Source organism: Spirillospora sp. NPDC047279, assembly GCF_040643285.1.
Lineage (GTDB): Bacteria > Actinomycetota > Actinomycetes > Streptosporangiales > Streptosporangiaceae > Spirillospora.
This window is the reverse complement of record NZ_JBEYUA010000004.1, coordinates 170,345-190,212: the sequence shown is the minus strand read 5'-3', so window position 1 is coordinate 190,212 and position 19,868 is coordinate 170,345. Positions and strand designations below refer to the sequence as shown.

At 73.5% G+C, this 19,868-nt stretch carries 18 protein-coding genes and 2 pseudogenes; 4 read left to right on the top strand and 16 right to left on the bottom strand.

Annotation, left to right across the window (positions count from 1 at the left end):
- Positions 1–13: 13 nt before the first annotated feature.
- Entirely contained in the window at positions 14–1,459 is a 1,446-nt protein-coding gene (locus ABZ810_RS11250; RefSeq protein WP_358402055.1) for a penicillin-binding transpeptidase domain-containing protein, read from the bottom strand.
- 198 nt (positions 1,460–1,657) lie between these two features.
- The gene (rsmD, locus tag ABZ810_RS11245; RefSeq protein WP_358402053.1) at positions 1,658–2,218 is read right to left on the bottom strand and encodes a 16S rRNA (guanine(966)-N(2))-methyltransferase RsmD; all 561 of its coding nucleotides are present in this window, start codon (positions 2,216–2,218) and stop codon (positions 1,658–1,660) included.
- Positions 2,219–2,355: 137 nt separating this feature from the next.
- Here rsmD and ABZ810_RS11240 point away from each other — a divergent pair, with 137 nt between their 5' ends.
- Positions 2,356–3,153, top strand: a complete 798-nt coding sequence (locus ABZ810_RS11240) for a hypothetical protein (protein WP_358402051.1) — start codon at positions 2,356–2,358, stop codon at positions 3,151–3,153.
- A gap of 105 nt (positions 3,154–3,258) precedes the next feature.
- Here ABZ810_RS11240 and ABZ810_RS11235 read toward each other — a convergent pair whose 3' ends face one another.
- The 6 genes and pseudogenes from ABZ810_RS11235 to ABZ810_RS11210 all read right to left on the bottom strand — a co-directional run bounded on the left by ABZ810_RS11235 (position 3,259) and on the right by ABZ810_RS11210 (position 11,330).
- On the bottom strand, positions 3,259–5,148 hold the full coding sequence (locus ABZ810_RS11235; RefSeq protein WP_358402050.1) for a serine/threonine-protein kinase: 1,890 nt from the start codon (positions 5,146–5,148) through the stop codon (positions 3,259–3,261).
- 161 nt (positions 5,149–5,309) lie between these two features.
- Positions 5,310–6,284: a HEAT repeat domain-containing protein gene (locus tag ABZ810_RS11230; RefSeq protein ID WP_358402048.1), complete on the bottom strand. Its 975-nt coding sequence runs from the start codon at positions 6,282–6,284 to the stop codon at positions 5,310–5,312.
- Positions 6,285–6,334: 50 nt separating this feature from the next.
- A complete protein-coding gene (locus ABZ810_RS11225) occupies positions 6,335–6,433 on the bottom strand; it encodes a putative leader peptide (protein WP_358402047.1) in 99 nt (32 codons plus the stop codon).
- A gap of 71 nt (positions 6,434–6,504) precedes the next feature.
- Positions 6,505–7,857 (bottom strand): annotated as a pseudogene (locus ABZ810_RS11220) (helicase-related protein); the annotation flags it as partial.
- 138 nt (positions 7,858–7,995) lie between these two features.
- Positions 7,996–9,714 (bottom strand): annotated as a pseudogene (locus ABZ810_RS11215) (LAGLIDADG family homing endonuclease); the annotation flags it as partial.
- Between the two features lie 26 nt (positions 9,715–9,740).
- Complete coding sequence (locus ABZ810_RS11210; RefSeq protein WP_358402045.1) at positions 9,741–11,330, bottom strand: DAK2 domain-containing protein; 1,590 nt, start codon at positions 11,328–11,330, stop codon at positions 9,741–9,743.
- A 270-nt stretch (positions 11,331–11,600) separates the two neighbouring features.
- Here ABZ810_RS11210 and rpmB point away from each other — a divergent pair, with 270 nt between their 5' ends.
- Complete coding sequence (rpmB, locus tag ABZ810_RS11205; protein WP_358402043.1) at positions 11,601–11,795, top strand: 50S ribosomal protein L28; 195 nt, start codon at positions 11,601–11,603, stop codon at positions 11,793–11,795.
- Positions 11,796–11,884: 89 nt separating this feature from the next.
- Here rpmB and thiD read toward each other — a convergent pair whose 3' ends face one another.
- From thiD to ABZ810_RS11190, 3 genes are all read right to left on the bottom strand, one after another.
- Complete coding sequence (thiD, locus tag ABZ810_RS11200) at positions 11,885–12,688, bottom strand: bifunctional hydroxymethylpyrimidine kinase/phosphomethylpyrimidine kinase (protein ID WP_358402041.1); 804 nt, start codon at positions 12,686–12,688, stop codon at positions 11,885–11,887.
- Between the two features lie 40 nt (positions 12,689–12,728).
- Complete coding sequence (locus ABZ810_RS11195) at positions 12,729–13,778, bottom strand: cellulose binding domain-containing protein (RefSeq protein WP_358402039.1); 1,050 nt, start codon at positions 13,776–13,778, stop codon at positions 12,729–12,731.
- A gap of 102 nt (positions 13,779–13,880) precedes the next feature.
- Positions 13,881–14,801: a thiamine-phosphate kinase gene (locus ABZ810_RS11190; RefSeq protein ID WP_358402037.1), complete on the bottom strand. Its 921-nt coding sequence runs from the start codon at positions 14,799–14,801 to the stop codon at positions 13,881–13,883.
- 139 nt (positions 14,802–14,940) lie between these two features.
- Between ABZ810_RS11190 and ABZ810_RS11185 the strand changes: the two genes are divergently transcribed.
- Both ABZ810_RS11185 and ABZ810_RS11180 read left to right on the top strand, forming a co-directional pair.
- A complete protein-coding gene (locus tag ABZ810_RS11185; RefSeq protein ID WP_358402035.1) occupies positions 14,941–15,174 on the top strand; it encodes an Lrp/AsnC ligand binding domain-containing protein in 234 nt (77 codons plus the stop codon).
- A gap of 49 nt (positions 15,175–15,223) precedes the next feature.
- Positions 15,224–15,673 carry a DUF3515 domain-containing protein gene (locus tag ABZ810_RS11180; RefSeq protein ID WP_358402033.1) on the top strand — a complete coding sequence of 150 codons (450 nt, stop codon included), beginning with the start codon at positions 15,224–15,226 and terminating at the stop codon, positions 15,671–15,673.
- 126 nt (positions 15,674–15,799) lie between these two features.
- Here ABZ810_RS11180 and ABZ810_RS11175 read toward each other — a convergent pair whose 3' ends face one another.
- The 5 genes from ABZ810_RS11175 to ABZ810_RS11155 are packed head-to-tail and all read right to left on the bottom strand — an operon-like array spanning position 15,800 to position 19,863.
- Entirely contained in the window at positions 15,800–16,360 is a 561-nt protein-coding gene (locus ABZ810_RS11175; RefSeq protein ID WP_358402031.1) for a nuclear transport factor 2 family protein, read from the bottom strand.
- Complete coding sequence (locus tag ABZ810_RS11170; RefSeq protein WP_358402030.1) at positions 16,357–16,557, bottom strand: ferredoxin; 201 nt, start codon at positions 16,555–16,557, stop codon at positions 16,357–16,359. Before ABZ810_RS11170 ends, ABZ810_RS11175 begins: the two co-directional genes overlap by 4 nt.
- A complete protein-coding gene (locus ABZ810_RS11165; RefSeq protein WP_358402028.1) occupies positions 16,554–17,888 on the bottom strand; it encodes a cytochrome P450 in 1,335 nt (444 codons plus the stop codon). Before ABZ810_RS11165 ends, ABZ810_RS11170 begins: the two co-directional genes overlap by 4 nt.
- The gene (locus ABZ810_RS11160) at positions 17,885–18,664 is read right to left on the bottom strand and encodes an SDR family oxidoreductase (protein WP_358402026.1); all 780 of its coding nucleotides are present in this window, start codon (positions 18,662–18,664) and stop codon (positions 17,885–17,887) included. Before ABZ810_RS11160 ends, ABZ810_RS11165 begins: the two co-directional genes overlap by 4 nt.
- Positions 18,664–19,863: a cytochrome P450 gene (locus ABZ810_RS11155; protein WP_358402024.1), complete on the bottom strand. Its 1,200-nt coding sequence runs from the start codon at positions 19,861–19,863 to the stop codon at positions 18,664–18,666. Before ABZ810_RS11155 ends, ABZ810_RS11160 begins: the two co-directional genes overlap by 1 nt.
- Positions 19,864–19,868: the final 5 nt, after the last annotated feature.

The window sequence follows — 19,868 nt, the reverse complement described above, 5'->3', positions numbered from 1 at the left end:
CCCCCTCCCCCGGTCATCCCGCGAGAGCGTCGATGATCTTCGCGGCGATCGGCCCCGACTCGATGCCGTACCCGGACGCCTCGGTCATCACCGCGACGGCGTACCGCGGGTTCGAGGTCGGCCCGTACCCCATGAACCAGCGGTCGTTGTAGGCCTTGCCCTCGATGTCGGCGGTCCCGGTCTTGCCGCCCGCGACCGACGTCCCCTGGAGGCTCTTGCCGGTGCCGGACCGGACGACCTCGCGCATCATGTCCCGCATCTGCCCGGCCCGCTCCTCGGTGAGCGGCCGGGTCAGCGTCCGCGGGTTCGCCTCGCTGACCACCGACCCGTCGGCGCCGCGCAGCGTGCCGACCAGGTAGGGCCGCATGATCCGGCCGCCGTTCACGATCCCGGCGGTGACCAGGGCCATCTGGAGCGGCGTCGCGACCGTGCTGCCCTGGCCGATCGAGCCGAGCGCGCTCAGCGACGCCTGGTCGGTGCGGGGGAACGAGCTGGCGGCGGCGGCCATCTTCCCCTCCGCCACATCGATCTTGCCGTAGAAGCCGAAGTTCTCGGCCTGGTCGGCGACGGCGTCGTTGCCGGGCTTCTCGGCGCCCATGTAGGCGAACGTGGTGTTGCACGACTGGGCGTAGGAGTCGATCAGCGGGATCGCGGGCAGGTCGCACTGGCCGCCGATGTCGCCCGCGTCGTTGTTGATCGCCTGCCCGGCGCCCGGCGGCCGGTAGCTCCGGCCCGCCTTGACCCGGGTGTCCTCGGTGGCCCCGGCGGTCAGCGCCGAGGCCGCGACCACCGTCTTGAACGTGGACCCGGGCGGGAACAGCTCGTTCATCGCCTTGTTGAGCAGCGGCTGCAGCGGGTCGTCGTTGAGCCGCTCGAACCGCTCGGTCGCCGTGTCGGCGTCCAGCGTCGTCACCGAGTTGGCGTCGTACGAGGGCGTGGACGCCATGACCAGGATCGCGCCGGTCCTGGCGTCGAGCGCGACGGCGGCGGCCCGGCGCGCCCCGCTGGCGCGCAGTGCCGAGTAGGCGGCCTGCTGCGCCTCCACGTCGACCGTGGCCTCGACGGTGCCGCCCGGCGTCTGCTTGCCGAGCAGCTTGTTGATGAAGCTGGTGGTGACCAGGCGCGGGTCGGAGCCGTCGAGGAAGTGGTTCTCGGCGTTCTCCAGGGCGCTCTGGGAGAAGAGCGAGAAATAGCCGGTGACCGGCGAGAACACCTCGCTGTTCCAGTAGCGGCGCCGGTAGGTCTCGCTGTCGCCGACCTGCTCCGACCAGGCCAGCCGCCGTCCCCCGGCGACGATCGGGCCGCGTTCGACCCGGTGGCGCCCCTCGTACTGGCGCGCGTTGAGCGGGTCGTCGCGCAGCTCCTGGGCCCTGAACCCCTGGATGTACGTCACGTTCGCAATCAGTGCGAGGACCATCAGCAAGGACAGGATCCAGGTGCGCCCCACGGCCGTGTTCATGCCCGCCAACTCCCCCAGGTCGCGCGACGATCAAGCGTAATCACACCGCGCCGGGAAACCGTGGACCCGGGCAGCGCGCCGCCGGCTTGCGGAAGGTTGGCCGAGGGAGACGTTTCCATGGGCCCGAGCCAACCCCGGCCTCGCCTCGCCCGCAGCACACGTGGCGGGTGGGACGGGGGCGGTGGCGGGTGGCGCGGGTCAGTGGTGGGTGGCGTAGTAGAAGACGGCCTCGCCGTAGCGGCGCTCGCGTTCGGGGGTGTAGCCGTCGGGCCATGCCAGGGCCGGGGTGCGGATCGAACGTTCGACGACGACCAGCGCGTCCGGCGCGTACCAGCCGTTGTCGCGCAGGGCGGCGAGCAGGCCGAGGACGGCGGCGTCGCCCAGCGCGTACGGCGGGTCGGCGAAGACCAGGTCGTACGGCTCGTCCGGCGGCTTGGCGGCGACCCGCTCGACCTTGTCGGCGACCGGGTCGGCGCCGGGGAGGCCCAGCGCCGCCGCGTTGTCCCGGACCACCTTGATCGCACGCGGGTGCGACTCGACCAGCAGCGCGTGCGCCGCGCCGCGCGACAGCGCCTCGAGCCCGACCGCGCCGGACCCGGCGAACAGGTCGGCGACGCGCAGCCCGTCGAGGGGGCCGAGCAGCGCCTGGACGGTCGAGAACAGGCCCTCCCGGGCACGGTCGCTGGTCGGCCTGGTGTCCCGGCCCGGGGGGACGGCCAGCCGGCGCCCGCCCGCGCTTCCCGCGATGACCCTGGTCATGTCCCCAGTATGGCCGGACCCGGACAGGCGAACGTGATCAAGGTTCACAATGGCTACTTCGCGTGCCAGTCTGATCGCAGATTGTGGACATCACTGACATCAGGAGACCCCCCGTGCACCAAGGCAGGAGACTGGCGGTGACGGCCGGCGCGACAGCGCTCGGCCTCGCCGCGCTGAGCGGAGTCTCACACGCCGAGTCCGCCGAACCCGCCACGACCGGCAAGAGCTCCCAACCCGCCACGACGACCACGACCACCAAGACCACCGAGCCGCTGCTCTCCCTGCGCCTCGACGGAGGGCTCACCGGCGAAGGGGGCACCACCCGGGCCGGGCTCGGCGTGGGCACGTCGCTCAACACCCCGCACGCCGGCGCCGGGCTGAACGTGCGCGTCGGGGCCGGCCTCGGCGGCGGAACGGCGTCGGCCGGCGCGCAGGTCACCGGCCACGTCACCGCGCCCGCGGCCGGCCGTGCCGAGCTCGACGTCAAGGCCGGGGCCCAGGCCGGCGGCACCAAGGCCGCGGCCGGCGTCGCGCTGAGCGCCGGAGTCAAGCCGTCGGGAGGCGGCCAGGGCGCCTCCCTCGACCTGGACGTGAGCGGCTGCGCCGGCGCGGGATGCGCCGCGGCTCCCCCGCAGCCGCCCACTCCCCCGACGCCGCCCACCCCGCCGACGCCACCGACCCCGCCACCGACCCCGCCGCCGGGCCCGGGCGCCCCCGGGCCGTCGCCGGGGCTCCCGCAACTCCCGCCCGCCTCGCCGCTGTTCCCCGACCTGCCGTCCGGGCAGGACGGGCCGTCGGCGTCGGGCGTCCTGCCGGAGGACCTTCCGTTCACCGGCGCCGACGCCGTTCCGCTGGCCGTCCTGGGGCTGGTGTCGGTGCTCGCCGGCGGCGTCGCCGTGGCGAGCACGCGCCGGCGCCGCGCCCCCTCGTCCTGAAGCCGGTCGGCCGTTCAGCGCCGTTCAGCGCCGTTCAGCGCCGTTCGGAGTCGTTCGGAGTCGTTCGGAGTCGTTCGGAGTCGTTCGGAGTCGTGTCAGGCTCGTTCAGAGCCGCTCTGAACGGCCGACCTGCCAGCCGCCGCCGGAGCGGCTGAGGACGAGCCGGTAGACGCTCACCGCGTCGGAGGCCTTGCAGCTCCCCCGTGTGCAGTCGCCGACCGAGACGAGCGCGATGACCTGGCCGGGCGCACCGCCCGGCCGCAGCCCGGCCTCCATCAGCGAGCCGCCCGCGACGACCTTGTCACGGGCGGCCGCGGTGGTCGCGGCGCGCGCCTGCGCCCCCGGCCAGGCGCCCGCGGTGGCCGGCACCTGGTCGGCGGTGAGGGTGTAGAGCGTGTCCAGCAGCCAGGCGCCGTTCTCCTGCTCGGCCATGGTCAGCCGCATGGAGTACGGCTGGAGCTGCGCGGCCGCGTTTGCCGACCGGACCGAGCGCTTGAGGTAGGCGTGCACGGTGACCGTGCCGGGCGACGCGGCGACGACCGCCGAGTCGACCACGTCGACGCCGACCACGCTCTTGCTGTCGCGCAGCTTGACCAGCCAGCCGTCGGTGCGCAACTGCCGGTCGTACTCGGCCCTGAACTGCGGCGTCGAACGTGCGTGCGCGCCGGCGACGTCCTTGTCGACCCGGGTGTGGTCGAAGCTCATGACGGCCTTGACCGACACGTTCGCCGTGGTCAGCACCGCGGCCGCGGCGGCGGGCGGCTCCGCCTCGTCGGCGGTCGGCCGCTCCTTCGCGCCGGGCGCGCCCGAGCCGCCCGAGACGATGGCCCAGGCCGCGGCGCCGGCCGCCAGGACGATCAGGGGCACCACGACGGCGGCGGCGATCCGCCGGCGGTCACGGCGGCGCGGCGGCATGGTGGCCGGCGCGCCCTGCGGCGCCGGGCGCGGCGCCGGCACCCGCGGCAGCGCCGCGAGCGGATCCGGGGGCGCGGGCGTGGGCGGGTGCGTGCGCTGGGTCAGCGCGGCGGGATCGACGCCGCGCTGCGCGGGGTTGAGCGCGTGCGGCGGGGTCGGCGTCCACGGCGACGACGTGCCGTCCTGCTCGCCGGTGCGGTCGTCGCCGGCGAGGTGCGCGCCCGTGCTGAGCGCGCGTTCGGCCTGGCCGGGCTCGGCGGTGACGGTCACCTCGCGGCCGAGCAGGTCGAGCAGCGCCTGCTGCGCCGTCGGCCGCGCCACCGGGTCCTTGGACAGGCAGGCGCCCACGATCACGCGCAGCGACCCGGGCAGCGACGACAGGTCCGGGTCGTAGTAGAGGATCCGATGGAACACCGCGGAGATCGTGTCGTTGCCGAACGGCTGCCGCCCCGTCGCCGCGAAGAGCATCGTCGACGCCCACGCGAACAGGTCGACGGCCGACCCGAGATCGCCGTCGCTGACCTGCTCGGGGGCCATGTAGGAGGGGGTGCCCACCACGCCGCCGGCGCGCGTGGTCGCCGCGCCGCCCAGCACCCGGGAGATGCCGAAGTCGATGACGCGCGGCCCGTCCGGACCCATCAGCACGTTCGACGGCTTGAAGTCGCGGTGCAGGATCCCGGCCCGGTGGATGGCGGCGAGCGCGGTGACCGTGCCGATCGCCAGCCGGTCGAGGTCGGTGCCGGTGCGCGGCCCCTGCCCGGCGACCATCTCGGTGAGCGAGGGCCCCGGCACGTACTCGCTGACCACGTACGGCAGCTCGCCGCCCACGTCGGCGTCGAGCACGCGGGCGGTGCAGAACCCCGCGACTCGGCCGATGACGTCGAGCTCGCGCTCGAACCTGGCCCGCCACTCGGGGTCGGCGCTGAGCTGGGCGTGCAGCAGCTTGACGGCCACCTGCCCGCCGCCGCGGCCGCGGCCGAGGTAGACGACGCTCTGGCCGCCCTCGCCGAGCCGCCCGATGATCTCGTACGGGCCCAGCGTGGGCGGATCGTCCGGCTGCAGGGGGCGAACAGCCGTCATCGGTTCTCCTCCGTCGCGCACCGATTCGACAGCCGACCCCTACCCGCGCGCCCCTCTGTTGTCACCCGATCACAGAGGCGTACTCAGCCACCCTGTGAAAGGGCGGGCGGGATGCCCCCACCCCGGAACATCCCGCCCACGTTCTTCTGACGCTCGGGCCCTCAGGCGAGTGCCCAGCGCACCTGTGTTCGCACCCCCGGGTCAGGGTCGGCGAGCGCCTCGGTAAGGGCGGTCACGACCTCGGGACGGTCGGCCGCCCATTGCTCCAGCGACTGCACCGCGGCGCGGCGCACGTCCACGATGCGGTCGCGCAGCGCGTGCAGCAGCGGCTGCACGGCGACCTCGGCGCCGGCGACGCCGAGCGCCAGGGCCGCGCGCTTGCGCACCTGCCAGCTCTGGTGGGCGACCGCGGTGATGACGCGCCCCTCCAGCGGCTCGGGCAGGCCGAGCTCGGCGGCGGCGTCCAGCGAGGCCATGCGGACGACCGCGTCGTGGTCGGCGAGCAGGTGTTCCAGGACGGGGAGCCCGGCGGGCACCGCGAGCCTGGCCAGGCCTTCGGCCACCGCCACCCGCACCTCGCGGGCGGGGTCGTCGGCGGCCTCGGCCACCTCGGCGACCGCGTGCAGGGCGACCAGGCCGAGGACGGCCTGGATCCGCACGTGCACCTCGCCGTCGTGCAGGCCCTGCGCGTACAGCTCGGCGGCCCCTTCGGCGAGGACGTCGAGCAGCCCGGCGGCGCTCTCGCGGACCAGCGCGTCGCGGCCGTGGCGGGCGGCGAGCAGCAGCGCCTTGACGCCGTCGTCGCCGATGTAGAGCTCGGGCAGGTCGCGCAGCGCCTCGGCGGCGAGCCCGCGGACCTGCTCGTCCTCGTCGGCGAGCGCCCAGGCGAGCGTGTCGCCGAGGCCGCTCGGCAGGGCGCCGGCGTTGGCGGCGCGGATGAGCACGCCCAGCGCGGCGCCGCGCACCTCGGGCTCGGCGTCGCGCAGGTAGGGCTCGATGTCGGCGGGGTCGGGGTCGGCGATGCGGTGCAGCTCGACGACCCGGGCGAGGAGCCCGGACGAGGAGCCGCCGCCCGTGGGGTCGGTGCTGGACGTGGGGTCGGTGGCGGTCGTCGCGTCGGCGTCGATGATCGTCATGGGAGGCCTCCGGCAGAGCCGTCTGATCCGGTACGGGAAGGTCGCGGGGATCAGCGGCGGGAACACAGCGCGCTCGCCACACGTCGAAGATCGACGTGGCGGCGGACCGTCAGGGGCTCTCTCGGCTGCACACGGCAATCCTGACCCATATTCTCGACATAGTCAACCTATTAAATAGGGATTACCTCCCGGGTGCGGCGCCCAGGCCGCGCCCCGGGGCTCAGGCCTTCTCCAGGAAGTCCGCCCGGTCCTCGTCCAGGAGGGCCGCCAGCTCGGCCGCCAGGCCCGGGTTGTCCTCCAGCTCGGGATCGGCCTCGACCAGCACGGTCGCCTCGTCCCGCGCGTTGCGGATGACCTCCTCGTCACGCTGCAACGTCAGCAGCCGCAGGCTCGACGACCGCCCCGCCTGGGTCGCCCCGAGCACGTCGCCTTCGCGCCGCTGCTCCAGGTCGAGCCGCGACAGCTCGAACCCGTCGGTCGTCGACGCCACCGCGTCCAGCCGCTCCCGCGCCTTGCTCCCCGCCTCGGCGTCGGTCACCAGCAGGCACAGGCCGGGCAGCGTCCCCCGCCCGACACGGCCCCGCAGCTGGTGCAGCTGCGACACCCCGAACCGGTCGGCGTCCATGATCACCATGACCGTCGCGTTCGGCACGTCCACCCCGACCTCGATCACCGTCGTGGCCAGCAGGACGTCCAGCTCCCGCGCCGTGAACCGGCGCATCACCCCGTCCTTCTCGTCCGGGTGCAGCTTGCCGTGCAGGACCCCGATCCGGAGCCCGTCGAGCAGCTCCTCCAGCCGGGGCAGCACCTCCATGATCCCCAGCGGCGACCGCCGCTCGCCGTCCTCCTCGATCCGGTCGCCCTCGTCGCCCTCCGCCTCGCCGATCCGGGGGCACACGATGTAGATCTGGCGGCCCTTCGCCGCCTCCTCCTTGATCCGCTCCCACGTCCGCGCCAGGAACGCCGGCTTCTCCGGCGGCACCACGTGCGTCCCGATCTCCGAACGCCCGGCCGGCAGCTGCGCCAGCACCGACGTCTCCAGGTCGCCGAAGACCGTCATCGCGACCGTCCGCGGGATCGGCGTCGCCGTCATGACCAGCACGTGCGGCCGCCCGCCCGACACCTTCTCCCGCAGCGCGTCCCGCTGCTCCACCCCGAACCGGTGCTGCTCGTCCACCACCACGAGCCCCAGGTCGGCGAACTGCACGTGGTCCTGCAACAGGGCGTGCGTCCCCACCACGATCCCCGCCTCGCCCGAGGCCGCGTCCAGCAACGAGGCCTTGCGCGCCTTGGCCCCCTGCGACCCGGTCAGCAGGGTCACCTTGGTCGCGTCGTCGGCGCCGCCCAGCTGCCCCTTCTGCGCCAGCTCCCCCAGCATCCCGCCGATCGACCGGAAATGTTGCTGGGCCAGCACCTCCGTCGGAGCCAGCAACGCCGCCTGACCGCCCCCGTCCACCACCTGCAACATCGCCCGCAACGCCACGATGGTGTTGTGGGTCGGCGTCCAGCCGTCGGTCACGTACTGGCGATCGGGATGGGCGACCGAGATGCACTGCACCTGCTTGCGGCCCACGTATTCGATGGCCCGTACGCACTTGCGCCTGCGCTCGTACTTGGAACGGGGCCGGAGCAGCCCTGACTTGCGGGCCAGCCGGAACGGCGCGAACCGGTTCGGCAACGCGACGCTCGTCATCCAGTAACGCTTGCCGACCTTGGTCACCGGCCTGCAGCGCGCGTATCCGCCGAGCGACCGGGCGAGCCATGCCACGTCCTCGGCCAGTCGCCGGGAGGCCGACGTGAAGCTGACGTCACGTCCTTCCGCCCGCAACGTCCCGTCGGTGTCCATCAGCCCCTGGAGCAGCGCGTGCCGCTCCTTGACCGAAGCCTCCAGGTAGGACGCCGGAACGAACTTGTCATGGGCCCCCGTCCCGTACACGCCGAGATCGCGCAACGCCTGGAGCAGCGGGTTGCCCGTGCCGCGCCGTTCACCGAGGATCAGCCAGTCCAGCGGCCGGCCTTCCACTTGACGGAGCCTGCAGCCGACCGGCATGACCGCCGAGACCGCGTCGACGATCTCCGGATCGGCGGTGGAGATCGCCACGCGCCCGTACTTCATGAAGCCGTCTCCCAGCAGCAGCCCCAGAAGGTAGGGGTCGACCGGGCGCGCCCCGAAGCCCTCGATCTCCGGCGCTTCCAGCAGCGGCACGTACCATTTGCCGCCGCCGTTCTTCCTGAGCAGGTCCTGACGCAGCTCACGCGTGGTGAGCACCTTGAGCGGACGGCCCCGGTGCCACCCCGTGTCGGTCTTGACCGGCCACAGGTGCTCGTCGTCGCACTCGACCGAGGTCCCGTCGGAGAAGACCATCCGGTAGACCTCCCGTTCCCCCTGCGGGAACACACCTGTCACCACGGTGATCTCGCCGGTCGGCGTCACGACCTCGGTCCCGGGCGCCATGCTGCCCATCGTCCGGAAACCCTCGGCCGTGAGGACCCGCGCGTCGAGCGGCTGGGCCTTGCCGGCGCCCACGTCGCCTTGGAGGAGGCGGTGCATGGGGTGTTCGAGGGAGAGGTCCTCGGCGATCTCGCGGCCGACGGCGAGCTGGCCCTCGGTGAGGTCGAACGGGAGGCGGGCGTCGAAGGCGTCGAGGACGCCGCCCTCGATGGCGGGGCGGGCTTTGGCTGGGAGGGCCGCGGCGGCCAGCCGGCGCTGGGCCAGGGCGATCTGGAGGACGAACGCCTCGTCCCACTTGAGGCGCTTGCGGGCGCGTCCCAGATCGTCCCAGGTCGTGGGGCGGTGGATGCCCTCGTAGGCGTCGCGCAGGCCGATCATGCCGTAACGCTTGAGGGTGAGCTGGGGCATCGGGTCGCCGCCGAGCTCGAGCTGGTCGAGGACCATGCCGACGGACTTGGTGATGGCGTCGATGTCCAGGCCCTTGGTGGCCGGGTAGATCGGGATGATCTCGTCGGCCCACTCCTGGGCGGCCGCCTCGGCGTTCTTGGCGGCCACGACCTTGTACTGGGGGTGGGTGAGCTGGCGGACGGGGCGGCCGGAGCGGGGGCGGTAGGTGCTGATCTTGCCGGCGAACAGGCCGCGGGTGCCCGGGGAGAGGTCGCGCTCGGCGACGTAGGAGCCCTTGCGGCCGAAGAAGCTCAGCTTGAGCTCGCCGGTGCCGTCGGTGACGGTGATCTCCAGGACGTAGCCGGGACTGCGGGTGAGGGTGCGGCCCTGCACCTTGGTCACCTCGGCCATGACCGTCACGTGCTCGCCGTCCTCCAGGCCGCTCAGCTCGGTGAGCTCGCCCCGGTGGGCATAGCGCCGCGGGTAGTGGTGGAGCAGGTCACCGACCGTGTGCAGGTCGAGCCCGCTCGCCAGCACCTTGGCGGTCTTGTCGCCGAGGACCTTGCGCAACGGCTCGTCGAGTTTCGCCACGCGTTCTTTTCTAGCCCATCACGCGGTCATTCGACGCCGATGAGCAGTGGGTAACGTTCCTGGGCGCCGTCGTAGACGCCGACCTCGACGTCGGGGCGGACGTCGCGCAGGTGGTCCTCGATGGCCTCGGCCAGGCCGGGGGGCGCGTGGGTGCCGACGATGAGGGTGACCAGCTCGCCGCCGCCGGAGAGCATGCGGTCCAGGCACAGGCGCGCGACGTCGGCCAGGCTCGCGCCGATCATGGCGACGTCGCCCTCGATGAGGCCGAGGACGTCGCCCGGCTGGCAGAGGCCGACGCTGGTGAACGCCTCCTCGGCGGCCACCTCCAGATGGCCGAAACGGGTGGCGCCCGCGGCGCGGGTCATGGCGATGACGTCCTCGGCGAAGCGGCGGAGGGGGTCGTGCACGGCCAGCGCGGCGAGGCCCTGGACGGAGGCCTTGGTGGGGAGGACGGCGATGTGGGCTCCGGCGTCGCGGGCCCGTTCGGCGGCGGCCTCGGCCAGGGACAGCACCTCGGGCTCGTTGGGCAGCACCGCCACCTCGTCGCCGGCCGCCAGGATCGCCTCGGCGAGGACGGCGATGGGCGGGACGGCGCCGGGCTCGCGGCGGACGACGCGGGCGCCGCAGCTCTCGAACAGGGCGGCCAGCCCGTCGGCGGCGGTCACCGCGACGACGGCGCGGCCGACGTGCGGGGCGTGCGGCTGGTCCGGGGTGACGGCCTTCAGGTAGGTCACCCGGATGCGGTGCGGGCGGCCGGCCGCCAGGCCCGCCTCGATGGCCGCCCCGGCGTCGTCCACGTGGACGTGGACGTTCCACAGCCCGTCGCCGCCGACGACGACCAGGGAGTCGCCGAGGCCGTCGAGGGCCTCGCGGAGCTCGTGGACGGCCTCGTCGCGGGCGTCCAGGAGGTACATGACCTCGTAGCCGGGGCCGGGCGTCTCCGGCGGCTCCTCGCGCGGCGCGGGCTCCCCCTGGGTCCGGGCGGGGATCTCGTACCGTTCCGGGTACTCGTCGGTGATCACGGCGGCGAGGGCCTCGAGGACCACGCAGAGCCCGGCCGCGCCCGCGTCGACCACGCCGCTGCGGGCCAGGACGTCGAGCTGGCCGGTGGTCAGCCGGAGGGCCTGGCGCGCTCCGGTCGCGGCGGCGCGCGCGGCGCCGGTGAGGCCGTCGCCGGTGCCGGTCGCGGTGGAGGCGGCCTGGAGGACGCTCAGGATGGTGCCCTCGACCGGGTGCTCGACCGCGTTGCGGGCCAGGTGGGAGGCGTACTCCAGGGCCTCGGAGAAGACCTCGGCGTCCACGCGGGCGCCGGAGCGTCCCATGATCTCGGCCAGGCCGCGGAACACCTGGCTGAGGATCACCCCGGAGTTGCCGCGGGCGCCGAGCAGCGATCCCTGGGCCATGGCCTTCCAGACGGACGCGGCGTCGGCGCCGCCGGGCAGCCCCTCCGCGGCCTCGGCGGCGGCGAGCACGGTGAGATGCAGGTTCGTCCCGGTGTCGCCGTCGGGGACGGGGAACACGTTGAGCGCGTCGATCTCTCCCCGGGTCCTGCCGAGCGCGTCGGCCGCCAGCCGGCACCATCGCCGTACCGCCGCCCCGTCGAGGACCTCGCCCACTCCGGCTCCCCTCCGCGCTGTCGGCGTCACGTACCGTCCCATGCCGGTGTCGTGTCCGCGATAAAGCTGTATCGCGTGAGGCGTCCCTTTGGGAACCGATCACACCGGGATTCCGCAGGCCGAATCCCTTCGCCGATTCGCTTACCGGGCGCGCCGTCGGCTACTCTGGCCCATGCGCCTCCTCCGAGGCGCCTTCAGCGAGCGCTCCAGACGGCCCCGCGGGCCGGATCGCTCCGATTCAGAGCACCGACACCCACTTTGGAGTTTCCCGTGGCTTCCGTCTGCGACGTCTGCGGCAAGGGACCCGGTTTCGGCATGAGTGTCTCCCACTCGCACCGCCGCACCCCGCGCCGCTGGAACCCCAACATCCAGCGTGTGCGCGCCGTCGTGAACGGTGGCACCAAGCGGATCAACGCCTGCACGTCCTGCATCAAGGCGGGCAAGGTGACCAAGCCGACCGTCTGACGGTCGCATAAGGGTTTCGAGTCGGCTCACCGCCAGGCGGTGGGCCGACTTCGCGCTTTCCGGCGCCGCGATGCCCGCGCCCGCCCCGGTCAGCGCCGCATCCACGCGTGGTCGACGGGGCCGATGCCGGCGCCGAGGGGGAAGCCGGCCGCGATGGCGCCGGTGACGTACTCCTTGGCCTTGGCGACGGCGCCGGGCACGTCCTCGCCGAGGGCGAGGTGGGAGGCGATGGCGGAGGCCAGGGTGCAGCCGGTGCCGTGGGTGTGGCGGTTGTCGTGCCGCGGGGCGGTGAAGCGGTGCTCGGTGGTGCCGTCGAAGAGCAGGTCCGCGGGCTCGCCCGGCAGGTGACCGCCCTTGATCAGGACCCAGGCGGGGCCGAGCGCCTTGACGGCCTCGGCGGCCCCGCGCAGGCCGGACTCGTCGACCACCTTGACGCCGGTGAGCTGCTCGACCTCGTACAGGTTGGGGGTGACGACGGTCGCGACGGGCAGCAGCGCGGACCGTACGGCGGCGACCGCGTCGGGGGCCAGCAGGGCGTCGCCGTGCTTGGAGACGCCGACCGGGTCGACGATCACCGGGACGTCGACGGTGGCCAGGCGGTCCGCGACGGTCTCGACCAGGATGCTGGACGCCAGCATGCCGGTCTTGATCGCCTGGGCGCCGATGTCGCCGAGCACCGAGTCGAGCTGGGCGCGGACGGCCTCGGGCGGCAGCTCCCAGTAACCCTGGACGCCGAGGGAGTTCTGCGCGGTGACGGCGGCGATGACGCTCATGCCGTGCGTGCCGAGGGCCAGCATCGTCTTCAGGTCGGCCTGGATGCCGGCGCCGCCGCCGGAGTCGGAGCCGGCGATGGTGAGGACGAGCGGAGGCGCCTGCCGGGGGTTCTGCGTCATGCCGCCAAGCCTAGACGGCCACGAAGTGCCTCGAACCGGGTCAGACCAGCAGGCAGGGCGCCTTGTTGATCCGGCAGACGGAGGGGCCCTGCGCGACGCCGTTGGCGGCGTAGGCGATCTGGACGCGCTGGCCGGGCGCGAGGGCCGCCGCGGTGGGCGCCCTGCGCACGTAGAGGGTCTGCCCGGTGCGGACCACGGTGCCGCCGGTCGCGGAGACGAACGTGACGTTGGGGATCCTGAACGCGATCGCCCAGTCGGCGACCGGCTGGCGACCGCGGTTGGCGATCGTCACGGTGCCGCGGAAGCCGGTCTCGGTGCGGCTCGCGAGCCGGAAGGCGACGACCAGGCCCTGCTTGCCCGCGCCGCGGCTGGCGCGGCCGTTCGGCTCGCGCTCGGTGACCTCGGCGCCGTCGCCGCCGCGTTCGACGGTCTCGTGCGTGCCGCCGCCGAAGTTGAGGGAGATCTGGGAGGTGCTGCCCGCGTACGCGACGATGCCCACCGCGATCACCAGGGCGGTGATGGGCAGGAGCGGGGCGATGACGAGCTTCTTGGACCAGCGGAAGCCGGACGCGGCCCCGTCGTCATCGGACTTCTTCTTGCCGGACCCGCGGCCGGGCGGGCGCGGGGCGCCGGTCTCGGCGCCGGCCACGGGCGCGGCGACGCCCGGGCGGCCGGTGGCGGGCGGCCGGGCGGGCGCCGACGGGAGGTCGGTCGCCGGGCCGGGCTCCGGGCCCCGGGTCTTGTAGAAGGCGTTCACGTCCGGCATGGTCACGTCGAGCGAGACCGGGGGACGGCCCGCCGCCGGAGGCGGGACGGGCGGCGAGGCGGGGGCCGGGGCAGGGGTCGGGGCAGGGGTCGGCGCGGCGGCCGGAGGCCGGGGCTGGGCGGGCGGCGGGCCCTGGACGGGCGGTGGAGCCTGAGCCCGCGGCGGGGCGGGAGGCGGAGCCTGGGCGGGAGGCGGAGCCTGGGCGGGAGGCGGAGCCGGGAGCGGAGCGGGGGTCGACGGTACGCCCGGCCGGTGCTGCGCGGTCGGCGGCGGCTGGTGGGGCCCCTCGTCGTCCGGCCGGTGCGGCTTGGTGTGTCGTCCCATCCCATCCCTCTTCGATCACAGGAAGGTATACCAAACCAGTACCAAATATGCCTACCGGATGGGTAAAAGGGTGCGAGCCACCACAGCCCGTCAAAAGGGCCCTCAACTGCGGAAATGATCCCAACCGCCAGGACCGTACGGCCGTCCGTCGACGGTCACGCCGTCACCCTCGGTGACGGCGCCGAGGACCGTCCACCCTGCGGGGACCGGGGCGCCGGGCGGGAACGTCCCGACGAAGGGATGATCTTCTCCCCCGGTGAGGGCGTGCCGCAGCCCGTCGGGGCCGAGCACTCCGGGCACGGGCACCGCCGCGCTCGTCACGTCGATCCGCACGCCGCTCGCGCGGGCGATGTGGCCGAGGTCCTGGAGGAGCCCGTCGCTGACGTCCATGAGGGCGGTGGCCCCGGCCGCGCGGGCCTCGGCGCCCGCCTCGTACGGCGGCTCCGGCCGACGGTGCGCCTCGGTCAGCTCCTCCGGGGCGTCCCGCCCGCCCGCCAGCAGGGCGAGACCGGCCGAGGAGAAGCCGAGGCGGCCCCGGACGGCCACGGCGTCGCCGGGGCGGGCGCCGGACCTGGTCAGCGGCGCGGCACCGCCGAGGTCGCCGAGGGCGGTGACGGCGAGGGTGATCTCGGCGGCGCCGACGACGTCGCCCCCGGCCACCGAGGCTCCGGCCCGTTCGCACTCGTCGGCGAGCCCGTCGTAGAGGCGCTCGGCCCAGCCGGCGGGCGTGGCGGGCGGGAGGGCGAGGCCGATCAGCAGCGCGGTCGGCCTGGCGCCCATCGCGACCACGTCGGCGAGGTTCTGCGCGGCGGCCTTGCGCCCGATGTCGTAGGGGCCGGACCAGTCGCGGCGGAAGTGGCGGCCCTCGACGAGCAGGTCGGTGGTGGCCACCACCCGCCCGTCCGGCGCCGCGACCACGGCGGCGTCGTCGCCGGGCCCCAGCTCGATCGCCGGGCCCTGGGGCAGCCTGCGGGTGAGCCGGGCGATCAGCTCGAACTCCCCCATCTCGCCAACGGTCCGCATCCGCCCTCCGGCTCCCCCATCCGAATCCCTCGCGCCCGGTGCGCCCCGGAACGATCGGCCGCCCCCGGACCCCCGTCGCGCCGCGTAACACGATACGGTGACCTTCCGACGGCTATTTTCTCCGCCCGGGGAGGACGTGATGGTGCAGGCCTACATCCTCATCCAGACCGAGGTAGGCAAAGCTGCCGCAGTGGCCCTCGAGATCGCCGGGATCTCGGGCGTCAAGCTGGCGGAGGACGTGACGGGGCCGTACGACGTGATCGTCCGAGCGGAGGCCAACAATGTCGACGAGCTGGGCAAGCTCGTCGTCGCGCAGATCCAGGCGGTCGAGGGGATCACTCGCACCCTCACCTGCCCGATCGTGCACATCTGACGGTCCGGCCCGCAGGCCTCCCCTGACCAGCGCCCGCTCCAGCGCCGCGGTGCGGGCGCTGGCGCTCGGCCTGGTCACCCTGCTGACGGCCGCCGCGTGCGGCCAGGGGGCCGTGCGCATCGAGCCGCCCAAGCCGGACCCGGCCACGGCACGGCTGTGCGAGGGGCTCCGGCTGCCGGAGAAGGTCAACGGCCTGTCCCGCCGCGACACCGAGCCGGACTCGCCGCTGACCGCCGCCTGGGGCGCACCGGCGATCGCGCTGCGCTGCGGCGTGCCCAGGCCCGCCGCGCTCCAGCCGGTCTCGCGGCTCATGACCATCAACGGCGTCGACTGGTTCGGGCAGCCCGCCGACCGGCCGGTCACCTGGACCGCCGTGGCCCGCCAGGCCTACGTCGAGGTGACGGTGCCCGCCAAGTACGCCCCGCCGGGCGACGTGCTGATCGAGCTGGGCGAGGCGATCAAGGCCACGATCCCCGCCAAGCCCGAAGGCCAGGTCTAGCCCGGCCGGGCGCTGCGTTCGCCGGGCCCGGCCCAGCGAAGATCTGGCCGGCCGGATCGCGCCTGTCCGGCCGGCCACCGAGCCGGGGCGATCACCAGGGCCGGGCGATCGTCCCCGGACCGGAGATCACCAGAGCGGGGCGGGACTCTCGCCGCGCTTGTAGTAACCCGGGATGGGGTCGCCCGAGGCCGCCCGGTCCAGGCGCCGCTTCATCCCGTCCGACAACACCTCGGCCTTCATCATCTCGATGAACAGCGAGGTGACGTTGCCCAGGTCGAACCAGTCCCGCTGCCACGACCACTGCCGATTTCCCGCGTACCGGAACCAGCTCCCGCCGATCCCCGCCACCTCGTAGGCGCCGCCGTCGGGACGCTTCGCGTCGGCGATCTGCTTCCAGAAGCCGACGACCTCGCCCTTGCGCTCGTCGACCAGGATGCTCTGGTACGGGTACTGCCAGCCGTCCAGCCCGCCCATCTCCAGGCCGAGCGCCACGTCGCGGATCTCGTCGCGGCCGACCGCCATGAAGTCCTGCTTGGGCCCGATGTTCCAGCCGTACGTGGCGTCCTCGGTGTAGAGCTCGGCCAGCGGACGCCAGTCGCCGATCTCCTCGCAGTGCCGGTTGGTGGCCAGCCAGTGCTCCACCATGTCGTCGAGCTCCTCGCGCGGGAAGCCTGTCGTGCCGCTCATGGGGTGGTCTCCTTCAGTGTGAGCGCCCGGGTGGGGCAGTAACGCACGGCCGCGGCGACCTCGTCGCGCAGCTCCTCGGCGGGCTCGGCGTCCAGCACCTGCACCTTGCCCTTGGACGGCACCTCGAAGACGTCGGGCGCCTCCATCTCGCACACCGCGTGTCCCTGGCACAGGTCCAGGTCGGCCTCGACCCTCATGCGTGCCGCCTCCGCCTCCTGTAGCGCACGGTGCAGGGCTGGGCGAGCTGGACGACCATCTTGGAGTGGTCGTTGCGGTACGTCTCCGACGGCTGCGCCAGCTCGAACTCCCAGTCCCGCAGCAGCACCGAGAAGATCGCCTTGAGCTGGATCATGGCGAAGTTGGCGCCGACGCAGCGGTGCCGCCCGGCCCCGAACGGCACCCACGTCCAGCGGTGCGCCAGGTCCTCCTCGCGCGGCTTGGCGTACCGTTCGGGCCGGAACGCGTCGGGCTCGGGGAAGTCCTCGGCGATCCGGTTGGAGACGGCGAGGCTGCAGCCGACCATGGTGCCCTCGGGGATGCGGTGGCCGAGCACCTCCTGGTCGGACTTGGCGACCCGCAGCAGCAGGATCAGCGGCGGGTGCAGCCGCAGCGCCTCCTTGATCGCCGACTCCAGGCGCGGGATCTCGCGCAGCGCCTGGAAGCTGACCTCGCTGCCGTCGGCGTAGAGCTCGTCCAGCTCCCCGGTCACGCCGCCCAGCACGTCCGGGTGGCGCAGCAGCTCGATGAGCGTCCACGCGGCCGTCCCGGAGGTGGTGTGGTGCCCGGCGAACATCATGGAGATGAACATGCCGGTGACCTGGTCGGCGTCGAACTTCAGCGAGCCGTCCTCGTTCTTGATCGACATGAGCACGTCGAGCAGGTCGCGGTCCTCGCGCGGCGGCTTCGGCGGGCGGCCGTTCATGATGCCCTGGACGAGGTCGACCAGCGCGGCGCGCGCCGCGTCCCGCCTGCGGAAGCTCTCGATGTCGGCGTACGGGTCGACGTAGGCGATCGCGTCAGTGCCCTGTTCGAGGTCGTGGTACAGCTCGGCGAACCGCCCGTCGAGCTGCTCGCGGAACTTCTTGCCGATCAGGCACGCGGACGAGGTGTAGATGGTGAGCTCGGCGAACCAGTCGAGCAGGTCGATCTCACCCTCGTCGCCCCAGCCGGCCACGGCCCGGTCGACCTCGGCCGCGATCGTCGCCGCGTGCCCCTTGAGGTAGCTGCCCTTGAGCGCCTGGTTGTGCAGCGCCTCGCGGCGTTCCTCGGGGGTCGCGTCGAACACGACGCCCTCGCCGAAGATCGGCGTCATGAACGGGTAGGCCTCGGCCTGGTCGAGCTCCTCGTCCGGGGAACGGAAGAAGAACTCGTTGGCCTCCTCGCCGGACAGCAGCACCACCCGGCGGTCGGCCAGCTGGAACTCGCCGACGTCGCCGCACTCCCGCCGGACGCGGCGCATCAGCTCGATCGGGTCCGACCGCAGCTCGTCCAGGTGGTCGGGACCACCGGACACGACAGGGATCGTCATGACTTCTCCACGGGTGCCTCGGGCTGGACTTCGACGAGGGACAGGTGCGCGCCGCGCGGCGTCCCCACGACGGCGGCCACCGCCGCCGCGACGTCGGACGGGCGCAGGAAGTAGGGGTGCCGGGCGAGGCCCCACCTGACCCATTCCTCCAGGACCTCGCCGGTGGTCTCGGCGTCCCAGCCCAGGCCCATGTTGGTCGCGGTCGGGCCGGGCCGGACGAGCGAGGCCCGCACGCCGGTGCCCTCCAGCTCCATCTGCATGGCGCGCGCCATGCCCTCGACGCCGTTCTTGGCGGCGACGTACGCGCCCATCCGGGTGCGCGGCGCCCGGACGACGTCGGAGGAGATGAAGACGACGTCGCCGCGGCGGCGCGCGACCATCCCCGGGACGATCGCCGACACGAGCCGGTGCGCGCCGATCAGGTGCACCTGCACCTGGGCGAGGAAGCTCTCCGAGTCCAGCTCGTGGATGCGGTCGGCGGCCAGGTCGCCGGCGCCGGACACGAGCACCTCGACCGGGCCGAGCGCCTCTTCGGCGGCCGCCACGAAGGACTTCACCGAGTCGGAGTCGCCGACGTCGAGGGGGTGCGCGAACGCCTCTCCCCCGCCCGCGCGGATGGTCGCCGCGAGCTCCTCGCACTTGTCGGTGCGCCGCGCGCCGACCGCGACCGGATGCCCGGCCATCGCCAGCGCGGTCGCCGCCGCGGCGCCGATCCCCGACGACGCCCCGGCCACCAAAGCCGGACGCCGCTCGGGATGTGGTTCGAATCTGGGCACTACCGCCGCCTCTCCAGCCGTACGGGCAAGGTCGCGAACCCCCGAACGTTCACCGAATGCACGCGTTCGGCCCGGTCGCCGTCGACCTCGTACGCCGACACCTGCCGGGCGAACTCGCCGAGTGCGATGCGGGCCTCGAGCCGCGCGAGGTTGGCGCCGAGGCAGAAGTGCCGCCCGCCGCCGAAGCTGACGATCTGTGAGGTGTCCTGGTCGATGTCGTAGGTGTCGGCCCGGGCGAACACCCGCGGGTCGCGGTTGGCGGACCCGACCAGCAGCAACATCCGCTCCCCCGGCGGGACCGTCTCCCCGTGCCAGGTGGTCTCCCGCGTGACGGTGCGCGCGAGCATCTGGCTGGACGTGTCGTACCGCAGCGTCTCTTCGATCCAGTCGTCGACGCGGCTCGCGTCGTCCAGCACCTTCCGGGACTCGGCCGGGTTGCGCCAGCCCCAGTAGAGCGAGTTGGCCAGGAGCTTGGTCGTGGTCTCGTTGCCGGCCACGACCATCAGGAACAGGAACGCGATGACCTCGCGGTCCGCGAGCCGGTCGCCGTCGATCTCGGCGTCCAGCAGCGCGGACGTCAGATCCTCGGTGCGCCGCTTCTTCCGTTCGGCGACCATCTGCTCGTAGTAGCCGGCCAGGGTGAGGGCGGCCTCCATCCCGGCGTGCGGGACGTCGTTGAGGCCCTCCTCCCGGTGCACCACCAGGTCGGCCAGCCGCCGCACCTCGGAGCGGTCGGCCTCCGGGACGCCCATCATCTGCGAGATGACGTCCATCGGGAGCTTGCCGGCGAACGTCTCGACGAAGTCGCCCTCGCCCGCCTCGACCAGCGGTTCGAGGTACCGCCGGGTCAGGTCGAGGATGCCGCCCTCGAGCTCCTTGACCCGGCGCGGCGTGAAGCCCTTGGAGACCAGGGCCCGCATCCGCGTGTGCCGGGGCGGGTCCAGGGCCAGGAACGACATCGTCTTGTGCGCGTGCGGCCCCCACGCGCTGGGCTCCACCGAGACGCCGTTGCTGTTGGAGAACGTGGCGTGGTCCCGGAAGGCGGACGCGACGTCGGCGTGCCGTGACAGGGCCCAGAAGCCCAGCTCCTCGTTCCGGTAGAGCGGAGCCTCGTCTCTCAGCCTGGCGTACGTCGGGTAGGGGTCTTCGTGGATCGCATAGTCGAAGGGGCTGTAAGAGACCTGGGGGGACTGCCCCACAGCCG

Coding starts and splice junctions, on each gene's coding strand:
- ABZ810_RS11250 (WP_358402055.1), bottom strand. CDS start 1,459: ATGAACACGGCCGTGGGGCGCACCTGGATCCTGTCCTTGCTGATGGTC.
- rsmD (WP_358402053.1), bottom strand. CDS start 2,218: ATGACCAGGGTCATCGCGGGAAGCGCGGGCGGGCGCCGGCTGGCCGTC.
- ABZ810_RS11235 (WP_358402050.1), bottom strand. CDS start 5,148: ATGACGGCTGTTCGCCCCCTGCAGCCGGACGATCCGCCCACGCTGGGC.
- ABZ810_RS11230 (WP_358402048.1), bottom strand. CDS start 6,284: ATGACGATCATCGACGCCGACGCGACGACCGCCACCGACCCCACGTCC.
- ABZ810_RS11225 (WP_358402047.1), bottom strand. CDS start 6,433: ATGGGTCAGGATTGCCGTGTGCAGCCGAGAGAGCCCCTGACGGTCCGC.
- thiD (WP_358402041.1), bottom strand. CDS start 12,688: ATGACGCAGAACCCCCGGCAGGCGCCTCCGCTCGTCCTCACCATCGCC.
- ABZ810_RS11195 (WP_358402039.1), bottom strand. CDS start 13,778: ATGGGACGACACACCAAGCCGCACCGGCCGGACGACGAGGGGCCCCAC.
- ABZ810_RS11190 (WP_358402037.1), bottom strand. CDS start 14,801: ATGCGGACCGTTGGCGAGATGGGGGAGTTCGAGCTGATCGCCCGGCTC.
- ABZ810_RS11185 (WP_358402035.1), top strand. CDS start 14,941: ATGGTGCAGGCCTACATCCTCATCCAGACCGAGGTAGGCAAAGCTGCC.
- ABZ810_RS11175 (WP_358402031.1), bottom strand. CDS start 16,360: ATGAGCGGCACGACAGGCTTCCCGCGCGAGGAGCTCGACGACATGGTG.
- ABZ810_RS11170 (WP_358402030.1), bottom strand. CDS start 16,557: ATGAGGGTCGAGGCCGACCTGGACCTGTGCCAGGGACACGCGGTGTGC.
- ABZ810_RS11165 (WP_358402028.1), bottom strand. CDS start 17,888: ATGACGATCCCTGTCGTGTCCGGTGGTCCCGACCACCTGGACGAGCTG.